This window comes from Methyloversatilis sp. RAC08 (genome assembly GCF_001713355.1).
Taxonomy (GTDB): domain Bacteria; phylum Pseudomonadota; class Gammaproteobacteria; order Burkholderiales; family Rhodocyclaceae; genus Methyloversatilis.
On the sequence record NZ_CP016448.1, the window covers coordinates 1,131,105 to 1,150,386 of the forward strand.

General features: G+C 62.3%; 12 protein-coding genes. 3 read left to right on the forward strand and 9 right to left on the reverse strand.

Translation table 11 applies throughout. The features are described 5' to 3' along the window. Positions 1 to 5: 5 nt before the first annotated feature. From BSY238_RS05160 to BSY238_RS05190, 7 genes are all read right to left on the reverse strand, one after another. A complete protein-coding gene (locus tag BSY238_RS05160) occupies positions 6 to 1,286 on the reverse strand; it encodes a nucleotide sugar dehydrogenase (protein WP_069038196.1) in 1,281 nt (426 codons plus the stop codon). Between the two features lie 22 nt (positions 1,287 to 1,308). Next, entirely contained in the window at positions 1,309 to 4,104 is a 2,796-nt protein-coding gene (gene prsT / locus BSY238_RS05165; protein ID WP_223300274.1) for an XrtA/PEP-CTERM system TPR-repeat protein PrsT, read from the reverse strand. A gap of 20 nt (positions 4,105 to 4,124) precedes the next feature. Continuing rightward, a complete protein-coding gene (gene prsR, locus BSY238_RS05170; RefSeq protein WP_069038197.1) occupies positions 4,125 to 5,474 on the reverse strand; it encodes a PEP-CTERM-box response regulator transcription factor in 1,350 nt (449 codons plus the stop codon). 11 nt (positions 5,475 to 5,485) lie between these two features. Further along, complete coding sequence (gene prsK / locus BSY238_RS05175) at positions 5,486 to 6,844, reverse strand: XrtA/PEP-CTERM system histidine kinase PrsK (RefSeq protein ID WP_236952610.1); 1,359 nt, start codon at positions 6,842 to 6,844, stop codon at positions 5,486 to 5,488. A 788-nt stretch (positions 6,845 to 7,632) separates the two neighbouring features. After that, the gene (locus BSY238_RS05180; protein ID WP_223300275.1) at positions 7,633 to 9,024 is read right to left on the reverse strand and encodes a TIGR03013 family XrtA/PEP-CTERM system glycosyltransferase; all 1,392 of its coding nucleotides are present in this window, start codon (positions 9,022 to 9,024) and stop codon (positions 7,633 to 7,635) included. A gap of 312 nt (positions 9,025 to 9,336) precedes the next feature. After that, on the reverse strand, positions 9,337 to 10,572 hold the full coding sequence (locus BSY238_RS05185; RefSeq protein ID WP_069038198.1) for a pyridoxal-dependent decarboxylase, exosortase A system-associated: 1,236 nt from the start codon (positions 10,570 to 10,572) through the stop codon (positions 9,337 to 9,339). 5 nt (positions 10,573 to 10,577) lie between these two features. Continuing rightward, a complete protein-coding gene (locus tag BSY238_RS05190) occupies positions 10,578 to 12,167 on the reverse strand; it encodes an acyl-CoA ligase (AMP-forming), exosortase A system-associated (protein WP_069038199.1) in 1,590 nt (529 codons plus the stop codon). A gap of 122 nt (positions 12,168 to 12,289) precedes the next feature. Here BSY238_RS05190 and BSY238_RS05195 point away from each other — a divergent pair, with 122 nt between their 5' ends. Continuing rightward, on the forward strand, positions 12,290 to 12,541 hold the full coding sequence (locus BSY238_RS05195; RefSeq protein WP_069038200.1) for an acyl carrier protein: 252 nt from the start codon (positions 12,290 to 12,292) through the stop codon (positions 12,539 to 12,541). Positions 12,542 to 12,550: 9 nt separating this feature from the next. Here BSY238_RS05195 and BSY238_RS05200 read toward each other — a convergent pair whose 3' ends face one another. Beyond that, positions 12,551 to 13,744 carry a hypothetical protein gene (locus tag BSY238_RS05200; protein WP_069038201.1) on the reverse strand — a complete coding sequence of 398 codons (1,194 nt, stop codon included), beginning with the start codon at positions 13,742 to 13,744 and terminating at the stop codon, positions 12,551 to 12,553. Positions 13,745 to 13,956: 212 nt separating this feature from the next. On the opposite strand from BSY238_RS05200, the gene BSY238_RS05205 reads away from it, so the two are divergent. Then, positions 13,957 to 17,400 carry a VanZ family protein gene (locus BSY238_RS05205; protein ID WP_069038202.1) on the forward strand — a complete coding sequence of 1,148 codons (3,444 nt, stop codon included), beginning with the start codon at positions 13,957 to 13,959 and terminating at the stop codon, positions 17,398 to 17,400. Positions 17,401 to 17,449: 49 nt separating this feature from the next. Here the strand turns inward: BSY238_RS05205 and BSY238_RS17985 are convergent, their stop codons facing one another. After that, on the reverse strand, positions 17,450 to 18,052 hold the full coding sequence (locus BSY238_RS17985; RefSeq protein WP_083223928.1) for a tetratricopeptide repeat protein: 603 nt from the start codon (positions 18,050 to 18,052) through the stop codon (positions 17,450 to 17,452). Between the two features lie 574 nt (positions 18,053 to 18,626). On the opposite strand from BSY238_RS17985, the gene BSY238_RS05215 reads away from it, so the two are divergent. Next, positions 18,627 to 19,271 carry a class I SAM-dependent methyltransferase gene (locus BSY238_RS05215; RefSeq protein WP_069038204.1) on the forward strand — a complete coding sequence of 215 codons (645 nt, stop codon included), beginning with the start codon at positions 18,627 to 18,629 and terminating at the stop codon, positions 19,269 to 19,271. Positions 19,272 to 19,282 lie beyond the last annotated feature (11 nt).

The window sequence follows — 19,282 nt, forward strand, 5'->3', positions numbered from 1 at the left end:
CGGACTCACAGACGCCATACCGCGACACCCTGCGCACGCAGCGCTTCGGCATCGAACTGGCACTTGATGTCGGCAACGATGCCGCCCGGCTTCAGCTTGGACACGAAATCACCCAGCGGGCGGGCCGCAAATTCCTTGTGCGACACGGCGGCCACGATGGCTTCGACCTTCGGCAGCTCGTCCCACGACTTCAACGACACGCCGTACTCGTGTTCGGCTTCCTTCGTTTCGGCGACCGGGTCATGCACCAGCACTTCGATGCCATAGGTTTCGAGTTCGCGGATCACGTCGATCACGCGCGAATTGCGCAGATCGGGACAATTTTCCTTGAAGGTCAGACCGAGCACGATCGCCCTGGCGCCCTTGACCGACGCACCGCTGCGGATCAGCTGCTTGACCGTCTGTTCGGCAACATACTTGCCCATGCCGTCATTGATGCGGCGACCGGCCAGGATGACCTGCGGGTGGTAGCCCAGCATGTCGGCCTTGTGCGTGAGGTAATACGGATCGACGCCGATGCAGTGACCGCCGACCAGACCTGGCCGGAACGGCAGGAAATTCCACTTGGTGCCGGCAGCACGCAGCACCTCTTCGGTATCGATGCCCATCTTGCCGAAAATGATGGCCAGCTCGTTCACGAAGGCGATGTTGAGGTCGCGCTGCGTGTTCTCGATCACCTTGGCCGCTTCAGCCACCTTGATGCTCGACGCTTCATAGACACCGGCGGTGATGACGCTCTTGTAGAGATCCGACACCTTGCGCAGCGTTTCAGGGCTGTCACCCGACACCACCTTGACGATCTTGGTGACCGTACGTTCCTTGTCGCCCGGGTTGATGCGTTCGGGCGAATAGCCGACGTTGAAATCGTGCGGCCACTTGAAGCCGGAAAACTTCTCGATGACCGGAATGCACATTTCCTCTGTCGCACCCGGATACACGGTCGACTCGAACACCACTGTGGCGCCACGCTTCATGTGGCGACCGCAGGTTTCCGAGGCGCCCACCAGCGGCGAGAAGTCAGGCTGGTGCGCATCGTCGACCGGCGTCGGCACGGCAACGATGATGAAGTCCGCATCCTTGAGTGCAGCCCCGTCCGTACTGACCGTCAGCTGCGTCGCAGCGCGCAGATCCTCCGTGCTGACCTCGCCGGTCGGATCATAGAACTCCCGATAGGCCGCAATCTTGGCGGCCGACATGTCCACGCCGATGGTCGGCATCTTCTTCCCGAACTCGACCGCCAGCGGCAGCCCCACATAGCCCAGGCCAATCACGGCAACTTTGGTCATCGCTCCGTTCCCCAATCCGCGATCAAAGGTTCTTCATCAGTTCGGACACTTCCGCCGACCGCGCAAACTTGTCACCCAGTGCCACCAGGGGTTCAAGCTCCTTGCGCGCTTCCGACTTCATGCCTGCCTTGGCCAGCCGCTGCGCGAGATTCAGTCGCAGATCGTGCGCGCCCGGCGCCGCGGCGACGGCCTGTTTCAGCATCGTCAGGCCTCGTTCTGTCTCACCGCTGTCGAACAGGATGGTGCCGTAGGTGTCAAGTACGGAAGGGTTGTTGGGCGCTACCGCATATGCCCGCTCGGCGTAGCCCTTCGCTTTGCCGTCGTTACGCTGTGCCGCCAGCCAAGCGAGGTTGTTCAGCACGACCGGATCGTTCGGCACTCGCTTGAGCAGCGCTTCATAACGCTGGCTGGCCTCGTCATAACGCTTCTGGGACAACGCGTACTCCGCAAGGTAAGCCGGCACAGCATTGTCTTCCGGCTTGTCCTTCAACCAGCCATCCACGACAGCCTTGGCATCCGCAGCGCCGTTACTCGAACGGAGCAGCGCGCTGTGCAGCCTGATGACGTTGCCGGCGTTGCGCTCACGGGCGAGCGCATCACGGTACGGCTTTACGGCCGCGTCAGCTTTGCCCGTCCTGGAAAGCACTTCACCTTCCATTGCATAGCCCAGCGCCAGATCGGGATTCTGGCGCTGAATGTCCCGCGTAACCTTCAGCGCATCGTCGAGCGCACCTCGTTCGAGGTGGATCGCAATCAGCATACTTTGCGCGTCCAGCGACCCGGGCTCCAGCGTCAGCGCCTTGCGTACGTTCTGCAGCGCTTCCGATTCGCGCTTTGCCACCTGCTGTGTTGCGGCAAGGCGCAGCAGCGGCTGCGCAGTTGCAGGTGATCGCGCAACCAGTTTTTCCCGCGTCAGGATCGCCGCGTCAGTCTCTCCGGCAAGCGCCTGGGTCGATGCAAGCAATTCGAGCATTTGCGTGTCGTCCGGCATGGCTGCGGCCGCGTCGCTTGCAGCCACCAGCGCTTTCTTCCGTTCTCCCATTACAGACAGCAGCTCGACGAGCGCCGTGCGGGGCGCAGTCAACTTGGCGTTTGCCTTCACCGCCTGCTCGAGCAGCGCGAGGGCCTCCGGCGCGCCTTCCCGCGTACGTGCTTTCAAACCCGCCAGCGCAAGCAGCGCATCCGGATGCTGTGGCGACTTCGTCAATATGCCGCGAAAGCGGGACTCGGCAGCAGCCGTATCTTTGTCCAGCAGATCGATTCGGGCGAGGTTCGATGCGGCCGGGAAGAATGAAGGTTCTATTTCAAGCGCCTTTTCGAAGCTCGCGCGGGCCTTGTCGGAGTCCTTCTTCAGCAGATAAGCCGTACCCCTCAGATTCGGCGTCATGGGGTCGCCCGGTTTCTTCTTTTCCAGTGCATCGATTGCGACGAGCGCCTTGTCCGCATCGCGATTACGCAGATGTGCAACAATCAAGAGAACATCGGGGCGCGTGTCATCCCCCTCTAGGCGTACTGCATTTTCCAGTGCAGCGATGCCGCCCGTGCGATCTCCTGCAGCCAGGCGGCTCAGGCCCAGTCTGGATTGGGACACCGAGTCATCCGGCTTTAGTCGGGCTGACACTGCGAAGGCCTTTGCGGCTCGTTCGGTATCCCCTGCCATCAGGAATACCTGACCAGCCAGGGCCTGTACCTCGGCGTTTTCGGGGAGTTTCTGCAACAGCGGGTCGAGGGTCTGCTGCGCTTTGGCAACACGCCCGGTCTGCAGATATGAACCGATCAAGATCTTGCGGATGAACAGCGAATCGCCGCCCGCGGCCAACACCTTTTCACCGTGCCGTTCGGCCTGTGCGTGCGACTTCAACTCGAATTCGGTCAGGGCCGCCAGACCAAGTGCCGGAATATAGTCCGGCGCAAGCGACAGCAGCTTGTTCAGCGTCTGCCGCGCCTCGGAGAACTTGCGTTCCTTGACGAGCAGAAAACTTTCCAGATAGAGCACTTCAGGCGCTTGGGGAACCGCCTTCTTCAACGCTGCGAGCTCGACCCGGGCTTCGGCGAACTTGTCCTGAATGGAAAGCGTGTGCACAACGATGTAGCGCGCACGAACATTGTTAGGTTTGATTTCATAGACTTTTCGATAGGACGCCAACGCCTCTTCGAACTGTCCCTTTGCGTTCTTCAGCTCGGCGTCGAGAAACCAGGCATTCTCGTTTGCCGAATCGGCTGTCATCACGTTATCGAGCAACCGACGTGCGCCGTCGACGTCCTTGGTCACGGCAGCCAGCCTCGCCTTGCCCAGACTGGCGTAGAGATGCTGATTGTCGATGGCGATCGCCTGATCGAAACTTGCCGCCGCCGCCTCATTGTTTCGGGTTGCCATGTACGCATAGCCGAGCGCCGCCTTCAGATCGGCTTCAGACTGCGGCGTGGGCATTTTCGTCGAAGCAAAATTCGAAATGACATCGACGAAGCTTCCGCTTTCCACCATGGCACGCGCCAGCAAGGGAACGACCTCGCCCTCGTCGTGATTCAGGTCGCGGGCGCGCTGCAGTTCCTTGATCGCCGAAGGCATGTCGCCGAGTTTGAAATTGACGCGCCCGAGCTCGTAGCGCGCCGCGGCGTTGCTGGCGTCCTGCTGCAAGGCGTTCTTGAGCTGGATGGAAGCCGTCTGATAATCATTGCGTGAAATGGCGGCACGCGCTTCGGCAACGAGTTCCGCGGGCGGCAGGTTCCGGTCGCATGCAGCAAGCAGCGCAACGCAACACAAGGCGGCCGCAAGGCGGCTCACCGGAATGCGTTCACGCGGTAGAAATCGATTCAAGACAGACACTCCTCGCGCTTTCAGCGCAAACCGAAACGGTTCATCAGGTCATAGAGGGTCGGGCGGCTCACACCGAGCACTTCGGCCGCCTTGACCATGTTTCCATCCACCCGCGCGAGCACGCTGACGACTGCGCGTCGCTCGGCCTCGTCGCGGATCTGCCGCAGATTGAAAAAACCGTCCTCCTGATCGGCCGGTTTCAGTCCGAGATCGGCTGCGGTGATCTGGCTACCATCGGCCATGATGGTCGCCCGCTTGATGCAATTTTCAAGCTCGCGAACATTGCCGGGCCATTTGTGCGCTTCGATCGCGGCAACCGCCTCGCGCGACAGCGTCAATGCGCTGCGCCCCTGCTCGCCGGAAAAGCGCTTTGCAAAGGAGTGTGCAAGCAGCGCGGCGTCGCCCTCTCGCGCTCGCAGCGGCGGAATCGTGACGACAATTTCGGCCAGGCGGTAGTACAGATCTTCACGGAACCGCGCTTCACCGATCAGGGCCTGCAGATCCTGGTGCGTGGCGCAGACCACCCGCACGTCGATCGGAATCTCGTCGCGACCGCCGAGGCGCTCGATGACGCGTTCCTGCAGGAAACGAAGCAGCTTCGCCTGCAGTGCGCCGGGCAGATCACCGATCTCGTCGAGGAAGAGCGTGCCCTTGTTGGCGACTTCGATCTTGCCGGGCGTCTGCTTGGTGGCGCCGGTAAATGCACCCTTCTCGTAGCCGAACAGTTCGCTTTCGAGCAGGTTATCGGGGATGGCCGCGCAGTTGATCGCGACGAAGCGCTCGTTCGCGCGATCCGAGCGGTCGTGCAGCGTCTTCGCCAGCACTTCCTTGCCCGTCCCGCTTTCGCCGAGCAGCAGCACGGTTGCGCGCGTGGCCGAGACCTTTTCGATCGTCCGCAGCACACGCAACATGTCCGCGTCACGCGTGATGAATCGCCCTTCGACACCCAGGTGCTGATTGGCCAGCCGGATGTTCTCCGACTGCAGGTCGTGCAGCCTGAACGCGCGTTCGATCAGCAGCGCGAGCATGTCGGGCTCGAACGGCTTGGCGTAGAAATCGTAGGCACCCATGCCGATCGCCCGCAGCGCATTGGCGCGGTCGTTCTGGCCGGTCAGCACGATGACCTTGGACTGCGGCGCCAGCGCCATGATCTCGCCGAGCAGAGCCATGCCTTCGGTCACGTCGTCGGGCGCCGGCGGCAACCCGAGATCCATCGTGATCACGGAAGGTTCGTGGCGCCTGATCTGCGCCAGCGCGGATTCGCGGTCGCTGGCCAGTACGACTTCGTAGTCGTCGAAACTCCAGCGCATCTGCTTCTGCAGCGCCGGATCGTCTTCGACGATCAACAGTGTCCGCCCCTTGTCTGCCATGTCACTCCCGGTCAAGCAACGGCTGCTTCAGCCGCATGCAGAGGAAAAACGAGCCGGAACAGACTGCCCCGACCCGGTTCGCTGGTCACTTCTATCCGCCCGCCCAGATCGTGGACGTAGCGGAAACTTTCGTATGCGCCGATGCCCATTCCATTCGCCTTGGTCGACTGGAAGGGCTTGAACAACCGCTCGCGCATGAACTCTTCGGTCATGCCGCAACCGGAGTCTTCGACCTCGATCACAACCCCCGCTTCAATGCGGCGCGCACGGATACTGACTTTACCGTTTTGCGGCGTGGCATCCAGTGCATTCTGCACAAGATGCCCCACAACCCGCTCTATACGATCTTCATGGGCGCGCACCATCAGGCCGCTTTCCGCATCGAGCTCGAGTTCGCAGCCACTGCGCGCCCGGGCGCGATGCAGTCGCTCAAGCAACGGCGTCAGTTCGACCGGTGAAGCCTGCTCGATCGGCTGGGTACCGGAACGCAGCTGCAGCAGCATGCCGTTCATGCGACCAACGGCGTGCTCGATGGTCTCCATCATGTCCTGCTGGAATTCGGGGTTGTCGTGGTGCTTTTTCGCGTTGCGCAGCAGCAGGGACAGCTGGGCGATGAGATTTTTCAGGTCGTGCACGACGAAGGCGCTCATCTTGGAAAAGGCTTCGAACTTCTTGGCCTCGATCAGCGCCTCCATGGCCTGGGTCTGATTGAGCACGCCAGCCACCTGGCGCCCGGCCGTCTTCAACAGATCGCGCACTTCCCAGTTCAGATCCAGCAGCGCGCGCGGACGGCACAGTACGACGAAGCCGAGCGGCATGTCCTCGTTGCCGAGGGGGCAGATGAGCCAGACATCCGGCGTCTGCGCCACCCACGCCGGCAACCTCAGATTGCCGTACGCCCCGGGGCGCGAGCGATGTTCTTCGACGTTGATCACCCACATCTTGCCCAGCAGCAGCTGGATCAGCGGGCTGTCTGCCGGCTCGCGCGCATCGATCATGGGTACGTTCAGCCGCGCCGCGGGTGCGTAATGACCGCCTTCGCTGCGCAACCACAACATGCCGCCCGGACTTTCGACCAGATCGGCCATGACACGGATCGAAGCCTGACGGAGCGCGTCGACGCTCGAGGCGCTGTACAGGGTGTCGGCCAGCTTCAGCCACTCGGCCCGGTAGTCGTAGCGCAGGCTGAAGAAGTGCTTGTTGATGAATACACGAAGCCACGCCCGCACGCTGCCGGAAGCGATCGACGCGAGGAATCCGAGCGCGCCGACGGCCAGCACGACGGTCTGCAAGGCCTGCCCCCACTCGCCACCGAAGTAGCGCACGTAATAGCCGGCGAGCGCGATGATGAGCAACGCGCCGCCAGACATGACCAGTGCCGAGGTATGGAATTACCGCGTCGCGCGAGACATTCAGCCGGATCGACCACTCGCTGACGCGGGCCGAAGACACCGCAAACAACGGAATCGCGAGCGCATGCACCAGGCCGCGGGACGCCCACAGCGTCGCGTCCTGCTGCCGGAACATCAGCGACTCGGAGAAGAAATACAGGTCGAAGGTGGTGGAAAACGCGAGGCCCAGCGCCATCGGCTTGATGCCCCAGCGCCACTGCTGGGGGGTGTTGCGGTAGAACTGTTCGATCATCACCGCGCCGAGCAGGCTCAGCCCGAGTCCGCACGCCATCAGCCACATCAGCGATGCGGCGCCAGTCGGCACCAGCCAGGACAGCGCGACGTAACCCACGCCGCACGGCAGCACGGAGATCAGTACGAAACGGATCAGCCAGGACGGCCGCTTGAGCAGCGTCGGCAATGGCCGGCGGCCTTCGGGGTCGATGACGCATGCGGCGAGGAACAGCAGGAAAAGCAGTGTGTGCAGCGCGTCCGCCGCATAGACCAGCGTGCGCAGTACCGGATGGCCATTCAGCACGCTCAGTGCTGCCAGCGCGCACCATGCGGCGCCCGACACCATGCAGACGCACAACAGACGGGCACGCGGCGATTGACGCGCGCCCATGATCAGCTGCAGTCCGAACAGGACGAAACCGACCGCCGCCACGCCATAGGCGTACAGCGCGAACGTTACTGGGAAGGATTCCATCGACGGGCCGGTAGCGAAAGGAGTGATCGCTGCATTGTGCCCGCCGGCAGAGGGCGCGTCACCGCAGGCGCCTTACTGCGCGCCTGGCGAAGCTTCGCACCTGTTCAGCGCGCGCCGTCGCCGGTAAGTACGACACGTACCGTCTGCAGCAGAACCAGGAATCGAGGAACAGGGTATGGTTCTTGACGTAGTACAGGTCGTACTGCAGCTTCTGAACGGCATCATCGACCGAAGCACCGTATGCGTAGCGCACCTGGGCCCACCCGGTGATGCCCGGCTTGACCGAGTGGCGCGCGGCGTAGAACGGAATCTGGTCGGTCAGCTGATCGACGAAGTAGGGACGTTCCGGACGCGGGCCGACAAAACTCATGTCGCCATGCAGAACGTTGAAGATCTGCGGCAGTTCATCGATACGCGTCTTGCGGATGAAATGACCGACACGCGTGACTCGATCATCGCTGTTGCTCGCCCAGCGCGGCTTGCCATCGGCTTCGGCATCCAGACGCATGCTGCGGAACTTCAGCACCTTGAATGTGCGGCCACCCTGGCCGACACGCTCCTGGCGGTAAATGACCGGGAAGCCGGATTCCAATGCGATCGCGATGGCTGCGAGCAACATCACCGGTGCCGTGACCACCAGCAGCACCGATGCTGCGAGCACGTCGAACAGCCGCTTCACGACCGTCCGGCCAATGCCCTGACGGAAGCCGTCGCCGTAGATCAGCCAGCTGGCGCGCAGCGAATCGAGGCGAACCTGACCGCGCATCCGCTCGAAAAAGCTCGACAGGTCATTGACCGTCACGCCCGCCAGCTTGCAGTCCAGCAGTTCGCGCAGCGGCAGCACACCGCCCCGACGCTCGCGCACCGCGACGACGATTTCGTTTGCGCGGTGATCACGAGCCAGCTGCATCACGCAGCTGCCCTCCGGCATGACCATGGCACTCGGCACGTCGACCGAGGTATCCGCACCGACCGATACGAAACCGACAATGGTATGCGTCGCACTGGCTGACGTCGACACGCTGGCCCAGACCGAAGCCGCTTCCGGGCCGGTACCCACGACAAGAATGCGGCGGGTAAACATGCCAGCTCCATCGGCCTGCACGAAGGATGCCGCGCGTAGCAGCAGGATGCCGCCAAAACCAAGGCACAGCGAAATATCAAGCGCCGGCATCGCCATGCTGCCCTGCGGGAGCAGGCGGAACACCATGTAAGCAACCGGGAGGCCCAACAGGAAGGCAAACAGCACGCGCCCGACCAGTTCCGACAGATTGCGCGGCTGTTCGCTCTGGTACAGGCCGAGCGTGCTCATCAGCACGGTCATCACGGCAGCAAAGACCGCTGCCGGAACCAGTGCGGGCAGCAGGGATTCGAGGCTGCCCGGTGCGCTGATCCACGCCGCGCCAAAGCCGGCAATCAACAGGACCAGGGCTTCGGCAACAAGTCTCATGAGCGTTACGGACGGAACATAGTGACTGAACAACCTGACCACGGTAGACCCCTTTTCGAGCTGCTCATTTTGATTCGCGTCGTGTCATGCAACGGGTTGCTTGAGGCGACGCCGTGAGCGGTGGAGCGCGAACGATATGTGCGGCGAGTTCTTTTGAGCGTGAATACCATCACAAGACGAGGCCGCGACAAGGGGATGTGATAACTGAAGCACGTTGCGGCGCCGTTTCAGCGTGCTTCTCCATGCCTCAAGACACAAAACTCCACAGAAAAAGGGGCCCGAAAGGCCCCTCTGAAGTGGAGGTGGCGGACTTCAAACAAGCAGTTGAGCGGGCTCGGGGTGCCCGAGGAAGGCTGTTGGGCTCGAACTGAAGCCGTAGGCACCCGATTGAAATACGGCTATCAGGTCGCCGGGGTGTACTTCGGTCAGATCGACCTTATCGGCCAGGACGTCCAGCGGCGTGCATAGCGGGCCGACCACATTCACCTGCCCGTTCGAAGGCGCACCGATCCGGTTTGCCACGACCACCGGATAATTGCGGCGTACGACCTGACCGAAAAGTCCCGCAGCCGCGAGGTGATGATGCATGCCGCCATCGACCACGACGAATTTCTGGCCACGGGATACCTTGCAGTCGATCACCCTGCATATGTAAACACCGGCTTCTCCGACCAGATAGCGTCCGAGTTCGAGTACGAGTTCGGCCCCCGGAAGCTTGGTCGATACTTCTTCGACAATGCAGGCAAGCGCTTCACATACGGGTTCTAGGGCAAGCGGATGGTCGTTGCGGAAGTAGGGAATGCCGAATCCGCCACCCAGATTCAGTATCTTCGGCATCGCGGGCGCTTCATCCGCCAGGCGCAGCATCAGGTCGAAACTGCGTCGCTGCATGTCGATCAGCGACTCGGCATTCAGATTCTGCGATCCGGCATACAGATGAAAGCCTTCGAACGCGAGACCGAGCCCGCCGATGCGTCGGAGCAGCGCGGGCACCGCTTCGGCATCGACCCCAAAGGGCTTGGCACCGCCGCCCATGCGCATGCCTGAAGCACGCATTTCGAAGTCCGGGTTGATGCGCACGGCCACGCGTGCCGGCCAGCCGGATTCTTCCGAAAGGCTGGCCAGCAATTCAACTTCGCGCGCCGACTCAACGTTGAGCAGCACGCCTGCCGCCAGTGCCTGACGCAATTCGTCCGCACGCTTTCCGGGGCCGGCAAAACTGATGCGCGACGGAGCCATGCCGGCGTCCAGCGCAACCCTCAGCTCGCCACTGGATGCCACATCGAGCCCGTCGACGCGCTGCGCCATGAACCCCACCAGCGCCTGCATCGGATTGGCCTTCATGGCGTAGTGCAACTGGACGCCGGCTGGCAGCAGGCTGCGCAACAGCCCCACACGCGCCTCGATCCGGCTGCGGTCGTAGGCGTAGAAGGGGGTACGCCCCGCCATCGCGGCAACCCGGGACACCTTCAGGCCATTGATCAGCAGTTCGCCGTCAGCGCTCGAAAAATCATCTGCCGGCGAATAGGGCGCGGCTTGCACGGGCATAGCGGTCACGATTCTCGTCCTGCTGGAAGATTCAGGCGGCAACGAGCCTCCGCCTCGATGGCGGTCCGGTCCAGCTTGCCGTTCGGATTGCGTGGCAAGGCGTCCTCGAACACGATGAAATGGGCTGGCACCTGGTAAGCCGGAAGTTGAGCACGGCACAGTGCACGCAGTGCTGCCACGTCCGGTGAGCCAGCGAAGTGCAGTGCCACGGCGATGACCTGGCCGAGTTCGGGGTCCGCAACGCCGAACGCGACGCATTCGGACACCCGACCGGTGCTCAGCAGCGACTCTTCGACCTCGGTCGGGCTGACACGGTACCCGGAGGTCTTGATCATGTCGTCACGTCGGCCGACGAAATAAAGGAAGCCATCCTCGTCCGTGCGCACCGTATCCCCGGAAAACACGGCGATCTCCTTCTGCATGAGACCGTAGGGCCGCACGCCGGCGGCGTCCGGCAGCGGGCGGAAGCGTTCCGCCGTCCGCGTGGCGTCGTTCCAGTAACCCTGCGCCACCAGCGGGCCGCGCTGCACAAGCTCGCCCGGCTCTCCGGGCAAGCACGGACTGCCGTCTTCACGCAGAACGAGAACTTCAGCGTTCGGAATCGCGCGTCCGATGGAATCGGGCCGCACATCCACCTGCTCGGGCGGCAGATAGGTCGCACGGAAGGCTTCGGTCAGGCCGTACATCAGGAAAGGGCTGGCCGACGGCACCCGAGTCCGCAACGCATCCAGCGTGACACGCGGCATGCGCCCGCCGGTACTGGCGAAGTAACGCAGGTGCGCGTCGATGGACGCCGGCCAGGGCAGTTGCACGATCTGCATGTAGAGCGGCGGCACGGCGGTCAGTCCGGTCACCCGTTCGGCAGCCAGCGCATTGACGACATCGCGGGCCATCAGATAGTTGATCAACACCACCCTGGCCCCGGTCAGGAATCCGGTCGTCAGCTGCGAAAAGCCCGCATCGAAGGACAGCGGAAGCGCCGCCAGCAAGGTATCCCCGGCGTGATTGCCCAGATAGCTGGCCACGCTGCACGCGCCCGACACCATGTTCCGGTGCGACAGCACCACGCCTTTGGGCTGGCCGGTACTGCCGGAGGTATACAGGATGGCCGCCACATCGCTGTCGATCACGCGGTGAAGCGCACGCGCAGGCCCATCGATGAAGGACATCCATGACCGGGCACCGGGCGCATCGCCGTCCACCAGCACGACATGCGCCAAGGCCGGACACGCCTGCTGCAGGGCGCCCAGCGCAGCAAGCCGCTGCGCCGACGTAATGAGTATGCGTGCGCCGCTGTCGCGCATGATGTGACCGACCTGCGCTGCTTTGAGCAGCGGATTGATCGGCACGAACACAGCGCCGCAGGCGGCGGTCCCGAAACTGGCAACGACGGCTTCAAAACGCTTCTCGAGGAAAATGCCGACGCGGTCGCCCCGGCGCACGCCCAACTCGAGCAGCCCGTGCGCGCAGGCCTGCACCTGCTGCGCCAGCATTGTGTAGGAGAATTCAACACCGTTGGCGCGCAGTGCGCAGGCATCACCGTCACGCGCAGCTGCGTGCTCGACCAGATGGTTCAGCAGGGTTGGAACGGACATGGCGGGCAATCGGCAGGACGCGAAGAAGGCAAAACCTATACTATCGTGCCCCCGGAGCGACGCCCCGGAGTGACAGATCCAAACCACACGCCCTCGAGACGGCGGAATACAGGGAGAGCAGAGTGGACACGCGGCACACCTTGCGCGAACTACTGCGGCAAGAGCTGGACCTCGGTGCGCGCGCCGACGCACTGGCTGACGACACGCCGTTGCTGGGCGCCGTTCCAGAACTCGATTCGATGGCCGTCATCGCAGTGATCACGGCACTAGAAGAGCAGTTCGGCCTGACGCTGGAAGACGCCGACATCGACGGCAGCACCTTTGCCACCTTCGGCTCGCTGCATCAGTTCATTACCGAACATCTCGCCGGCTGACACGTCCGCTCACGTCGCAGTGACCAAGGCAGCCACAGCGCTGGCTGCGGTCAGCACAGCCAGCCCCCCGAATATCTTGCGCCGGCGTCCTGGACGATCGAGTCGGTGAAGCAGGGCCATCGTACGCGTCCACGGACGCCGATCGATCAGGTCACCGCCCTGCGCATAGTGCCGCGCGAGCTCCGCAACGGTCAGGAAACGCAGTTCCGGTTGCGACCGCAGCGCAGCCGACACCAGGTCGCCGATGGCGCGGACGCTCTCCGTACGCTGCGCCTTTGCGCCGACAAAATTCGATCGATGTGTTTCCAGCAGCAGCGGCCGGCGCTGCGCCCACTTCGTGGCCAGACTTTCCAGACCGTGGTCGGCACGATGTCCGCGCAGCGGTTCGAAGTAGTCGTTGCGCACCATGGCGAGCAGGCCGGATGTGCAGCGCTGGCCGTTGTGAAGGCAGATGCCAGTATCGACCGGCAGACCATCGGCGCCGCGCATTTCGTATCGCTCGCCCGGCGTCACCAGCACAGCCAGCCCCTGCGCCGCCCACGCGCGCTCGACGGATTCGTTCCAGACGAAGGTCGGCGGTACGACCACTTCCGGAAGGGTACCGAAACATTGTCTGAACATCGCTACCTCGCCGGCGACGCGGGCGCGGATGTCCGCTTCGTCCAATGCTCTCGAGGGCAGCGCGGACGCATCGGTCCAGCGACTCTGCAGGGGCGATGGCAGCTGTTCGGTCGCCACGAAGGGCGCACCGGCAATCCACGCGCGTATCTGCGGATCCACCTGCGCCACACGTGCCAGCACTTCCGGGTGGTAGTGCTCCATGCCGTGCAATTGCAGATCGAACACACCGGCGCCCACCCCTTGTGTCATTGCATCGCGTACCGGCTTGAGGCGCACATCGTCGAGCGCGACCCGGCCCACGCCTAGCGCTTCATCGGCTGTCGCCCCCGCCCCCGGTCCTGCCAGAATCACACCCAGTGTCATGACCGGATGACGTCCGGTCAGGTCGCGGTGCACACCCAGCTCAGCCGCGATTTCGCGCAGCGCATCGATCTGCTCGAGCGGCCCGTAGCCCCAGTCGTCGCCTTCGAACACCATGACCGGATGGCGCAGGCAGGGCTCGGTCCAGGACAGCGAAAGATCGCGCCTGATCGCGAACAGTGCAACGCCCCACAGCAACAGGACCAGATACATTCCGTACATCAACCGTCTCCTCAGGGTGCGTACTTTCTCACAGCCGTCCTTCCTGTCCCGAAAACGTCCTTGTACCGTCCGTGACTGATGGCACTCGGGACGATCACAACTGCGCCCTCCTCCCTACCCGAAGGCCCGCCAGGTCAGGATAATCGGCGCGATCGCGTGCTCACTGGAGCGCGCTAGACCGCCACGTCGTCCACGTCACCCCTTCACCGCCCATGCCCAACGATTCGCACAGGACCCGGAGCGTTTTCGCGGCATGTCTTGTCTACACACTGCTTCTGCTGTGGGGCAGTCTTTACCCGCTGACCAGGTGGCAAGCAGAAGCGGAAACCTTCGGTTTTCTTTCGATGTGGCGTTACAGCGCGCTGTCGATGCCCGATCTCGTCGTCAATGCGCTGATCTACATTCCGCTGGGCATCGGACTGCGGCAGATTACGTCTCGCTGGCCGGTACTGCCGTCGGTGCTGTTCGCCACCACCTGCGCGGCGGCGCTGAGTTTCAGTGTCGAAGCCGCACAGGCGCACTTGCCGCAGCGAGTACCTTCACTTGCGGATTTCGCCTTGAACACGACAGGCGGATTCGTGGGTGCGATTCTGGCCAGCATGTTTACAGCGCGGTGGAAGCCGGTTGCCTTTTTGATGGACTGGCGCGCACGCACCTTTGCTGCCACACCCGAGGCAGATCTGGCGGTTGCAGCGCTGATCGCCTGGGTGCTTGCCCAGCTCACGCCCTTCGTTCCTGCCTTCGATCTCGGGTCACTGCGCAACGGGCTCGCCCCGCTGGCCGCCACCCTGAATGACCCGGCGACGTTCAATCCGGCACAAGCATTGGGCAGCGCACTGGAAGTTTTCGCCCTCGTTCTTCTGGCGCGTGATGCGCGGAACCGCGCGGTATCGCTGACGCGCTTGTTCTGGCTGCTGGCCCTTGCCGTCATGATGCTGAAGGTCGTGGTGATCAGTCGCCAGCTGTCGGCGGAAATGATCATCGGCACCGTGGCCGGTCTCACGCTGGGGTTCGGCTGGCCACGCCGGCTCAAGCCGATGCGGCCGGTTCTGGCCGCGCTGGCCGTCACGCTGGCCCTGGTGATCAGCGAACTGACCCCATCGCCGGGTGCGCTGCGCCACCTCAACTGGACGCCATTCGTTGCCCACATGAGCAATCCGATGCTCGGGCTGAGCGTGCTGATCGACAACGTATGGCCCTATCTGATACTTGCCGCAGCGCTCGTTGCACTCAGCAACACGGGGCGGATTCCGGCGTTGGTGATCATATTGGCGTGCGGCGGACTTTCGTTCGCGCTGGAATGGATGCAGCAGCACATTCCCGGGCGTACGCCCGACATCACCACGGTGGCGATGGCGTTGCTGACAGCGCTGCTGGCGGTCCGCCACGTCCGGCCTGCTTCGGCGGCATCGGCGCTGCCGGCCAGTTCGAAGCGGGGTTCACGACTGGCGGGCACGCTGGTCGCCGCAGTGCTGCTCGGCAGCGCAACCGCCGTCTGGTCGCTGGCGCGCACTCCGCCGCCGACCGTGCTCGCGTCGGCGCGCAGTCAGGTGACGCTGCCTTCGCCGGACGAGCTGCGGGTACCCGAATTGCCGGGATTTCGCCGAGTGCATCCCCGCCTGCCCTACCCGTCCGCGGGCGACGTGGCACGCCTGAAAGCGGAGAACCCGGAATACGTGCGCCAACTGGTCCTCAGAGCCCAGGGCGGCAAGGGTGATCTGAGCGCGTCGCTCGTGGCGGCGGTCCTGGCGCCCGAAACACAGAACGTGCGCACCATTGTCGAACGCGTGCTCACGCTGCGGCCCACCTGGCGCGGCCACCAACAGACGAAACCGATCGCACAGACCTATGACTGGCTGCACGACCGCATTCCTCCCGATCTGATGCCAAGGCTCAAGGACAAGGTGATCGAAGCCTGCAACTTCCAGATCAACGTGATCCGCAAGGAAGCGCTTTCGCCCTACAACGTCTATCTGTACAACTCGCCGCTTCAGGCGTTGATGGCCTGCGCACTGGCCATCCATGGCGACGATGAGCGTGCCACCCCGGTCATGGCATTCACCTACGACTTCTGGATCAATCGAGTACTGCCTGTCTGGCGCCAGGTGGGTGGGCAGAACGGCGGCTGGCATGAAGGCAACGAGTACGTCGGCATCGGCATCGGTCAGGCCATCTACCAGTTGCCGGCCATGTGGCGTTCGGCCACTGGCGAAGATCTGTTCCGAAGCGAACCGGCGATCCGCGGTTTCCTGGATTTCCTGGTGTACCGGATGCTTCCCGATGGCACGTCCATGCGCTGGGGCGATGGCCGGTTCGGTCGTCGCCAGGTTTTCGACGCCGATGCGCTGGCACTCGAATACCGCCATGCGGCGGCCTATACGCTGAGCACCCGCGCCGGCGAGAAGCTGCTGCCCACATCGTGGCCCTGGGGTCCGCTGACCGATCGATCGCTGTACGACCCGGAAGCGGTGCGCGCACTGCCGCTGACCCATGTCGCCGACGGCCTGGGGCTGGTCATCGCGCGCAGCAGCTGGAACGCGGACGCAACACACTTCAGCTTCAAGGCCGGCAACAATTACTGGTCACACAGCCATCTCGATCAGGGCGCCTTCTCCCTGTTCAAGGGTGCGCCGCTGGCGATAGACAGCGGCTGCTATTGCGGCTATGGCGGCGATCACCACCTGAACTACCATTACCAGACGATCGCCCACAACACGATCACGGTGACCGACCCGGCTGACATCGTGCAGATGCCGGTGCGCCAGGGCAAACCGCCGCGCACCATCGCCAACGATGGCGGCCAGCGGCGTGTCGGGTCCGCCTGGAACCTGCACGCGGCGCCGGCCGACCTGGAGGACTGGCAAAGCAAGTTCGGTGACTTTCACACCGGCCGCTTGGTGCGTCTGGTCGAACAGGACGGCCTGCTGGTCGCACTGACCGACATCACCGCCGCTTACACCAATGAGCAGAGCGGCGTGCATAGCTTCCATCACCGATCGCGACGGGTCGAGAAAGCCTGGCGCATCTTTGTCTATGACCGCGTTTCGGACATCGTGATCATCCACGATACCGTCGAAGCGACGCATGCCGACTTCGTCAAGCGCTGGCTGCTGCACAGCGCCTTCCAGCCGCGCATCGACGGCCGGAAGTTCACGCTGGAGCGTCCGGCCACCGCGTCGGTCACCGGCTTGCCGCAACTGCAGGGCGAAGTGATCTTTCCGCGCGAGGCACGCTTGGTGCCGATCGGCGGACCGGGCTTCGAATACTTCGTCGACGGCATGAATTTCGACGAAAACGGCACCCTCGCAGCCAACATTGCGCGCGGACCACCCGAACTCGATCCGGGTGCCTGGAGACTGGAAATCATGCCGCAACTGCCGGCGATCGAAGACCGCTTCCTGGTCGTGCTGCGACCGGGCCTGAGCGAATTGCCCGCACTTGACATAAGGCCGATGGAAACGCCGGAGAGCATGGGTGCCGAAATCCATCTGCCCGGCCGGATGCTCAGGCTGGCATTTCCGCGAGATCGTCTGGCGGTCGACGTGATGCTGACCGGAGCCGACGGCATACCCCGGACACTGACCGTCGACGGCGCGGGCGAACGTGCACCGGCACTCAGCTGGGTCGATCAACTGCGCATCTGGATGACAAGATGAGAAACCGATGATGTGGAAATGATTAGCGGGCTCGCATCCGCTGAATGCATCACTTTTTTTGCATCTGCTCCATGCGCAAGGTGATCTTGCGATGGTCGCCAATCTGAGTACGCGCATCCTCCAGCACCTTCATCGCCTCTTTGCGCTGGCCCGTGTCATATAACAAGTCGCTGAGCGCAATCCACGCGTCGACCGAATCAGGGTTTAGCTTCAACGCATTAGAAAAGGCTCTCCGAGCATTTTCGTTCTCATTGAGCAATTGATGACCCCGCCCCAAATTTATCAGGGCGTCAGGGCGCATGAAAAAATCTTTTTTCGTATGAGAGAGGATGTAATTCATATTTCGAACCACATCCAGGGCAAAACCCTTACGCAATTGTTTTTCAGTATAGTTCGAATACGCTAAAGTCATTGCTCGAAGACCAAAGCAATAGTGATGCATGTGAATATAGTTATCGTTTCCGAGATGCCTTTTCCAGCGCTCCACCTCAGACTTGGGCTCATCAGTCAGTTTGGCGCGGCAATATCCAGGATAAAGGGCAAAATCCTCGTCACTGAAAACATCGCTTCGCTGAGACCATGAAACGCTAGGTATCAACGACCCGAAAACCAGAACTGCATAAAAAGCAACCATGCGGCATTGAATTAACATTTCTTGCTTCCTTGCGATGCAACAATCGATTCGGCCCTGCCGTATCTGTTGTTTCTGGAGATGTCCGCTACAAATTCGAGTCCTACCACATCGACTTTCACCCGTCTAAACCTACGCGGTGTAACGATACAATTGATCCTGTGAGTTTGCAGCCGCCTAGTTTGCGTCCTCGAGAAGCATTTGTCGCGTTCGAAGGATCGCTTGGCTGCATCAATTCGGATCGAATCAAGCGACAGTCAGTCTGACCAACGCTGACGAATCAGCGTCGTTGTCAATATGAACCGCGTCCTTGACAGCGACGCCACGTTCCCAGTTGGCGAGGCTGACAGCCCTGTGAGAACAGACGCTCGTATCGCCCCCAACCGGCTTCCATTCTCAAGACCAAGAATGACTCAAGCGCATTAACATTATGGCCCTTGCCTGACGGGTGTCGTGACTTTTGCCGCCGACCGGCTCAAACGCTGAGAAAGGACCCATCTACTGCTGCGTGGCGCAGTCTATGCAACAATGGTATTGACTCCGCTATTTTTCGGGGGCAGCACTCAGCGCTTCATCTACTTCGACTTCTAGGACCGTGGAAAACATCACCCAATACCCGGATTCGCCGCGCATCGAAATGCAACGTTTCGTACCGGCACATGCTCGCCGGCTACTCGATGTGGGCTGTCATACCGGTGCTTTCGGTCACGCGCTGAAGCAGAATCATGACATGGAGGTGTGGGGTGTCGAGCCGGCAAGCGGCCCTGCCGGCGTTGCGGCAACGCGCATCGATCACGTGCTGACCGAAGCACTCGGAGCAGACAGCAAGCTGCCGGAAGCATACTTCGATGCCATCGTATTCAACGATGTACTCGAACATATCGAATCGCCGTGGGACATGCTGCATCTGGTCAAGCGCTGGCTTGCACCGGATGGTGTGCTCGTCGTATCGCTGCCCAATCTGCTGCATGTCGACAATCTGGAGCATATGCTTTTCGAGCGCGACTTCCGGTATGAAGGTCGGGGCATCCGGGACCGCACCCACCTGCGCTTCTTCACCCGCAAGAGCGCACTGCGCATGTTCGATGACTGCGGCTACACGGTCACTGCGGTCGCCGGCATCAATGAATCGTGGTGGTCTCCATCGCTGACGAGGCGAACTGCCTTCCGTATATTTTCCCGCTGGCTGGCGGAATGCAAGCCTCAGCAATTTGCCTTCGTCGCGGTGCGGGACACCTGAAAAGACCAGCG